The organism is bacterium, from assembly GCA_035281585.1.
Lineage (GTDB): Bacteria > UBA10199 > UBA10199 > DSSB01 > DSSB01 > DATEDP01.
Map to the genome: position 1 here is coordinate 1 of DATEDP010000107.1, position 7393 is coordinate 7393.

The 7393-nt window shown below is 63.2% G+C and carries 8 protein-coding genes; 6 read left to right on the forward strand and 2 right to left on the reverse strand.

All coding sequences use genetic code 11. From position 1 onward, the window contains the following. From VJR29_08620 to VJR29_08645, 6 genes are all read left to right on the forward strand, one after another. Window positions 1-776, forward strand: a 776-nt coding sequence (locus VJR29_08620) for a hypothetical protein (protein HKY63467.1), incomplete at its 5' end; no start/stop codon positions are given. Window positions 777-795: 19 nt separating this feature from the next. Continuing rightward, window positions 796-2244, forward strand: a complete 1449-nt coding sequence (locus VJR29_08625) for a hypothetical protein (protein HKY63468.1) — start codon at window positions 796-798, stop codon at window positions 2242-2244. Window positions 2245-2473: 229 nt separating this feature from the next. After that, window positions 2474-3259 carry a tetratricopeptide repeat protein gene (locus VJR29_08630; GenBank protein HKY63469.1) on the forward strand — a complete coding sequence of 262 codons (786 nt, stop codon included), beginning with the start codon at window positions 2474-2476 and terminating at the stop codon, window positions 3257-3259. Beyond that, a complete protein-coding gene (locus VJR29_08635; GenBank protein HKY63470.1) occupies window positions 3252-4163 on the forward strand; it encodes a helical backbone metal receptor in 912 nt (303 codons plus the stop codon). Before VJR29_08630 ends, VJR29_08635 begins: the two co-directional genes overlap by 8 nt. Window positions 4164-4207: 44 nt before the next feature. Then, entirely contained in the window at window positions 4208-4612 is a 405-nt protein-coding gene (locus VJR29_08640) for a hypothetical protein (protein ID HKY63471.1), read from the forward strand. 95 nt (window positions 4613-4707) lie between these two features. Then, entirely contained in the window at window positions 4708-5451 is a 744-nt protein-coding gene (locus tag VJR29_08645) for a TerC family protein (protein HKY63472.1), read from the forward strand. On the opposite strand, the gene VJR29_08650 is transcribed toward VJR29_08645, so the two are convergent. Continuing rightward, window positions 5452-6396 (reverse strand): M14 family metallopeptidase, encoded by a 945-nt coding sequence (locus tag VJR29_08650; GenBank protein ID HKY63473.1) that lies wholly within the window; start codon window positions 6394-6396, stop codon window positions 5452-5454. It lies immediately after the preceding gene. Continuing rightward, the gene (locus VJR29_08655) at window positions 6393-7349 is read right to left on the reverse strand and encodes a M14 family metallopeptidase (protein HKY63474.1); all 957 of its coding nucleotides are present in this window, start codon (window positions 7347-7349) and stop codon (window positions 6393-6395) included. Before VJR29_08655 ends, VJR29_08650 begins: the two co-directional genes overlap by 4 nt. Window positions 7350-7393 lie beyond the last annotated feature (44 nt).

A 7393-nucleotide genomic window follows, 5' to 3' on the forward strand; every position in this document is an offset into this window, starting at 1 on the left:
ATGTTTTTCAAATTCAGGCCGTCGCCGGCGACCGCGAGGTCAGCCTCCGGGTCACCGCCGGCGAGCGCGATTTCGGTGGCCTGCCGCCGCCCTCGCCGACACCGAGCCCTTCGCCCAGCCCGACGCCGACGCCGAGCGCCACTCCCTCGCCGAGCCCCAGCTCGAGCCCGGAGCCGATGCCGACGCCCGATGCCACCGCCATCCCGACACCTCAGCCTTCCGACCCTTACGTCGACCAGGTCGTCTCCTTCACGCCGGGAGCCGGCGCCGGCCTCGGCGCCGATCAATTGCCGGGCATCGTCCTCGGCCCGCCCCAGGGCTCGGGCCTCCTTCAAGGCAGCCTCGATGTCCTCTCGCTGGGCGCCGGCGGCGTGATCGTCCTCAAGTCGGCGACGCCGATCTTGAACGGCACCGGAGCCGACTTCATCGTTTTCGAAAATGCCTTCTACGCCAACGGCAATCCGCAGGCGCCTTTTGCCGAGCCCGGCGAGATCGCGGTCAGCCAGGACGGCAGCCAGTTTTTTGCCTTCGACTGTGCGGCGACCGATGTCGCCGGCGGCTATCCCGGCTGCGCCGGAATCCACCCGGTGCTGGCCAACCCCGAGCTCAACGACCTCGATCCGACCGATCCGGCCGAGGCCGGCGGCGACGCCTTCGACTTGAGCGAGCTGGGATTGGATTGGGCCTCTTACATTCGAATTCGCGATTTGAGCTCGAGCGGAAGCGGCGGCAACGCCGGCTTCGATCTCGACGCGGTGAGCATCGTTCATCAGTGATTTTTAGAAAGGAAAGAATATGACCCAAGACCTCTGCATCGATCCCAGTTTTTCTTACTACGATTATTCGGAATTGGTTTGCCGGATGCCGGAGACGCTGGTGGCTGCGCCCAGCGTGGAGGTGAATTCCAGCGCTTTAAATCCCCCCCTGCCCCCCCTTTTTCAAAGGGGGGAATTTAGGCCGCCGGCCTTGCTGCGGAATAGCCTCGAGTTCCGGCGGCGAATGATTCGCTCGGCGCTGGCCGATGCCCGGCCGGTGCAAAAGCCCGAACTCGGCAGCCCGTTGGCCTATGGCCTTTGGGGTTTGGCCGGTAGCGTCCTGCCGGTGGCTTGCAGCTCCCATCCGCCGCTCGAGGCTGACGGTGACAGCGGCGGTTCCGACGGCAGCGGCGGCAGTGGTGGCACCGACGGCGGCCGGCCGGCGGCCGCGCCGAGCTTCGCGACCTTCAGCCGCCAGGCGCTGGCGCCCTGCGGCAACGACGGGATGATCACCGACTTGGACGATGGCCTCGGCGTCTGCGCCAACTACGTCAACGGCGACCACCATCTCTTCGCTTGGAATGTTGCCTCGCCCAATGCCCAGAGCCTCATCGGGCTCACCTACCCGCCGGACCAAGTGCTGCGGGGATCCGATGGCGCCATCTACATCACCACCCACCAAAACCCGGGCTTAGCCGTGGTTCGGCCCTCGCCGGGGCAGGAATCGCATTTCGCCTTCCCCACCGCCCTGGCTTTGAGCGGGCAGAGCTCGAGCGGCCGGAACTTGACCTCGATCCGGCCGGCCTTCCCCAAGGGCTTGGTCGAAATCGGCGACCGGATTTTCGTCGCGACCTCGAATTACGACGAGGCCGCCGCCGACTTCCAGCCCGGCACCGTCCTGGCTTTCGATCCTTTCACTCAGGAGTATTCCCAGCTGCCGACCTCGGCCTTCAACCCAACCGGCGTCGCCGAGGCCGACGGCCGCCTGCTCGTGGTGAACAGCGGCGCGATCGATCGCCACGGCCAAGTCACCAGCGAGGGAAGCCTCGACGTCTTCAATCCCAACACCTTCGAGCTCGAAACCAGCCTGCCCTTGGGCCGGCGCGGCGCCGGGCTGGCCGGCGAGATCGCTCTCAGCTCCGACGGCAGGCGGGCCCTGCTGCCGACCGCCGACAACAGCGGCAGGCTGATCCTGGTCGATTGGCCGACCTCCCGAGTCCGGGAGATCGACCTCCGGGCCGCCGGCATCGGGGGCGAGCGGATCTTTTTCTCCAACCTTCAGGTCAGCGCCGACGGAAATTTCGCGGTGGTTTCCAACTTCAACGACGGCCGGATCTACACCGTCGACTTGAACCAAGGGACGATCGTCGGCTCGAGCCTCGGTGTCGATCCTCTAACCAACGACATCAACGGATTGAGCGATGGCTTCAGGCTGGGCGCCGAGTATTTCGTCGGCTTCGGTCCCGAGGTCCTGCGGCTCAACCCATGACGCAGGGCGTCCACACCGAGGAGCCGGAACAGCCGATAATGGGAGTAGAGGGCGCCCGGGGCGGTTTTGTACAGACTTCAGGGGAAATTCCGCACTAGTTTATTAACCGACCATGCACTTTGATTGACAAGGCCCGGTGGAAGGGTTAATCGCCTGACGCGGGGCGATATCTGTACAGCGGATATCGTTGGTTGGTTGCTAAAAGCTTTGGTTTTTGGGCGAAGGGCAGATGGCATCCATCTTTATTTATAACCGATCCCGCGGCAAATGCGTCGAGCTGAACACGCCGCGCATTGCCGAGGAAGATATCGCCAGCTTGAAGTCGGCTCTACCGGCCAACCTCGAGGGAATCTCCTTCTCTTCTCCCCTCGACACCTTCGAAGATCACACCGTCAAGGAGCTCCGGGTCGAAGACCGCGAGCTGCGGGTTGCCGAGTATCTCAAGAGCATCGGCCACAAGCTCGAGCAATTGCAGCAGGTCGCCGGCGCGATCCGCTTCTACGATCTGGCCTTCCGCTTGAGCGGCTCCAGCGAAATTTTAATGATGAAGGCCCGGGCCCTGAGCCAATACGGCCAAGCCGACCAAGCCCAGCGCCTGCTCAACCGCATCGTCGAGAAGCATCCCGACGCGCCCGAGCCCCACTTCATCCGGGGCAAGATGGCGCTGAGCCGCGCCGACTACGCCGAGGCCGAGAGCCACTTCAAGCAGGCCAAGGCCCTGCTGCGGGGCAGCAACATCGAGCACAAGCAGCTCGAGGACACTCTCGGCATCTACGAGCGCTTCGTCCAGGTTTACCTCGATCGCGATCGCCTCTTCACCCGCGATCTCAGCCAGGACGAATGCATCGCCGAGATCCGCCGGCTCCGCGAAAGAACCCAGCTCTTGAACCGCGACATCCTGGGCGACAGCAAACCCGAGATCCAAGGCATGCTCTTCTTCCTCGAAACCCAAGACAAGATCTTCGAAAAGTGGCTCGACGAGATGGGCGCTTCGGCGGAGCCCAATCTTGCCTAAAGCCCTCCGGCGGCTTCGCCTCCTGCTCCTTCTCGCTTGCCTCTTTTTTTCGACGCCGGCTTGGGCCTATTCGCGGATCGTCTCGCTCAAGCCCAATCTGACCGAGATTCTCTTCGCCCTCGGCGCCGGACCCGAGGTCATCGGCGTCACCACTTGGTGCCGGCGGCCGGAAGCGGCCAAGGCCCTGCCCAAGGTGGCCGATTATATCCAGGCCTTCCCCGAGGAAATCCTGCGCTTGAATCCCGACTTGGTCATGGGAACGGTGGAGAACGGCTCTCAGAAGGAAGTGCAGTTCCTGCTGAGCCGGGGCGTGCCGGTTCTCACTTTGGGCAGCGCCGCCAACAGCAGCGCCGGACCGGTCGAGGCGCTGAAGGCTTCGGGCTATTCGGTGGATGCCTTGGGCTTCGGAACGGTCGAGCAGACCCTGCTTTCGATCGAGGCCCTCGGCGCCTTGCTCGGCAAGAAGGAGAAAGGCCGCGAAATCGCCGGCCGGATGCGGGGCGAGCTCCAAGCGCTCAAGGCCGAAGCGGCGAGCCTGCCCAAAACCAAAGTCCTCTACGTCGTCGGCTACCGTCCCTTGGTGGTGGCCGGCGGGAATAATTTCTTCGACGAAGCCGGCGAATATATCGGCGCCCGCAACGTGGCCCGAGAAAGCCGGCTGAAATACCCTTACTACACGACCGAGCTGCTGATTCGGGCGGCGCCCGAGGCGGTCTTCGACTTCGCGATGGGCAGCGAGGGCTCGGCGGCGGCCCGCGAAGGCCACCGCGATTTCTGGAAGAGCTTTCCCTCGATCCCGGCGGTCAAAAACGGCCGAATCTACCCGCTGGACATCGAGACGATGCGGGCGGCGCCGGAGCTGCCGGCGACATTGCGGGAGATGTTTAGGTTATTGCACAAGTAGGATCCACTACAGCGTTTGTAGTGGATCCTTCGCTGGCGCTCCGGATGACACTATGCCATATTTTTCCCATGGCCCAATCCCCGATTCCCGGCGTCATCAAGTGGTACCGAGTTTATGCCGCGACCTTGGCGGCCCTTTACATCTTGATCATTCTCGGCTGCGCCGTCGGCCTCTTTTTCTCCTTGCGGGCTTCGCCCGATTTTTGGCGGGCCGCCGACACGCCGCCGCTCCTATTCTATGGCTACCTGGTTTTTCTGACCGGCATGTCGCTGGTCTTGGGCGGCGCTTACGTCACCGCCTTCTTCATTCCGCGGAAGCCTTGGGCCTGGACTTACCACATCGTGCTTATCTGCCTTGGGCTGAGCAGCGCTTGCTTCATTCCCTTCTGCGTGCCCTTGCTGGTCTACTGGCTGCGGCCGGAGGCCAAGGCCTATTTCGGGAAGGACTGAAATGTCATTTTAGCTGCGGAGGCTCTTGGCATTGAGGAGCTCGGCAGTCGATCCTTCGCTGGCGCTCAGGATGACACAGTGCTAGAGACCCAGCCATGTTTGAAATCTTCACCGCCGAAGCCCTGATCGCCCTTCTCACCTTGACCAGCCTGGAAATCGTCCTGGGCATCGACAACATCGTCTTCATCGCCATCCTGACCGGCAAGCTGCCGGCCAATCAGCGGAATAAAGGCCGCCGGATCGGCCTCCTGCTGGCGATGGGCATGCGGATCGCCCTGCTGCTGGGCATCAGCTGGGTCATGCGGCTGACCACGCCGCTCTTCGAAGTCTTCGGCCACGGCTTTTCGGGCCGCGACCTGATCTTGTTGATCGGCGGACTCTTCCTGATCGCCAAGTCGACCTACGAGATCCACCACAAGCTCGAAGGCGCGGTCGAAGGCGACAAGACGGTGAAGGCGGCCTCCTTCGGCTCGGTGATCGCCCAAATCATCGCCCTCGACATGATCTTCTCGCTCGATTCGGTGATCACCGCCGTCGGCATGGCCAACCAGCTTTGGGTCATGATCACCGCGGTGATCATCGCGGTCGGCGTGATGATCCTCTTCGCCGGCTCGGTCAGCCGCTTCATCGAACGCCACCCGACCTTCAAGATGCTGGCCCTGGCCTTCCTGCTCCTGATCGGCGTCATGCTCACCGCCGAGGGCATCGGCCAACACATCAACAAGGGCTACATCTACGCGGCGATGGCTTTCTCGCTCTTCGTCGAGGTCCTCAACATCCGGATCCACAAGCACGGCGAGCCGGTCAAGCTGCGGGAGGAACCGCCGGCCCTGTCGTAGTCAGGGTCGGAGGAGTTTCGCGATCATGTCGCCTTCGAAGGTCAGCGGCTGGCGCCGCAGCCCCAGCACCAAACCGGCGACCGGCGCGTGAACTTCGCCCCGGACCTTTCCGGTATAACCGTCGTAGAGGATGCCGGCCAAATCGCCGGCCTGCAGCCATTGGCCGGGATTGAGGTGGGAGACGAAGAAGCCGGCCTTCTCCGACAAGATCCGAAAGGCCGAATCCGGCTTGTAAGGCAGGATGTTCTCGTCGGGATCGGGGCAATGAGGGTCCACCAAGAAGCCGCGATGGTGGAGAAAGCCGCGCAGGGCCGCGAAGAGCCGCTCGCAATAGGTCAGCTGGAGGCCGCCGCCGCGGCCGCCGCGGAGCACGAAGTTCAAGCCGCCCGAGTTCTTCCAAGCCTGGATCAAGCTGACGCTGGACAGCTTGCCGATCCGCTTCTCCAAGATGGTTCCCAAGCCGAAATCCTGGGCCACCCGCCGCTCCTCGGCGTCGCTCTCGTAGATCCGAACGTGGGACATCTCTTCCAAATCCTGGTTCGAGCAGCGTAGCTCGATCCGCAGCTTGGCCGCTTCGGTGGCCTTGAGCACCGCGGCCGCGATTCGCTGGGTGGTCTCGCCCTGGTCGTAGCCGGGAAACATCCGATTGATGTCGGTCTTGTCGAAGGGCCAGAGCCGGCTCCGGGTGTTGAGGCCCAAGACGTTGATCGCCGGAACGATCAGGAAGGAGCCCTTCAAAGTCAGGCCCGGATATTTTCCGGCTTCGACCCGGTGAAGGTAGTCGGCCATGCGGCCGAGGACGAAGACGGTGTTGAGCTCTTCGCCATGGAGGCCGCCGACCAAGGCGACCTCGGGCGGGCCTTCCTTCCTTCCGATCCGGTGGAAGGGAATATCGAAGTCCTCGCGCAGCGGCGCGCTCATGTGAAGCAGGGACGGCGGAGTCACGGCTTCACCTCCATCAAGCGGGCCATCAGCGAGCCCTCGTAGACCAACGGGTATTCGCGCAGGGTGAAAAGGATGCCGTCACAGGGCGAGCGGACCTCGGAAAGCACTCCACCCTGGAAGGGCGAGACGATGCGGCCCAGCACTTCGCCCTTGGTCACCGAGGTCCAATGCTCCACCGCCGGCACAAAGAGGCCCGAAGTGTCGGCATTGAGATAGTGGACGTTGCCGCCGTCGGCCAAGAACGGCGCATGGGTCAGCTCGGGAAGCTCCAGATCCTTGGCCAGGACGCCGAGATCGCGCCAAACGTGGAGGATCCCGATGACAAGCTGCTCAGTGAACTCCGGCGTCAGCCGCATCCCGACGCCCATCTCGACGACCAGGCAAGGCACGCCGCCGGCATTGAGGCTGTGGGCGATGGTGGCCTCGAGGACGGTCATCGCGCCGTGGAGCCAGATCACGTCGAGGTTCATCTTTTGGGCCAGCGGAACCAGCCGGGCTTGAAACTCCTCGTTGATCCGGACTTGGGGGATCTCCCGCAGGTAAATGTTGCTGGCATGGATGTCGATGACCAGGGCCGATCCGGCCATCGCCTCCATCGCCGCGGCCGCGATCCGCTGGGGAAAGACGCCTTGGGGATCGCCCGGAAAATTGCGGTTCAAATCGACCTCGTAGACCGGAACCAGCCGCTGCAAGGTGTCGAGTCCCAGGGTGTTCATCGCCGGATAGAGTTCGACCCGCCCGAGCAGGGCCTTGGGATTGGTCTTGGCCAGCTCCTCGAGCCAATGGGCCAAGCGATGGCAGACGTAGAGCCCTTCGATCTCGTCGCCGTGGATGCCCGAGACGATGCCGACCTTGGGGCCCTCGCCGCCGACGTAGCTGGTGCGCTGGAGGGCGCAAGCCTCCTGATAGGGGAGCTCGAGCTTCAAAAGAGAATCTTGAATAACTTGGATCATGCGTATTCTTTACCCCCCTTTGAAAAAGGGGGGTTGGGGGGATT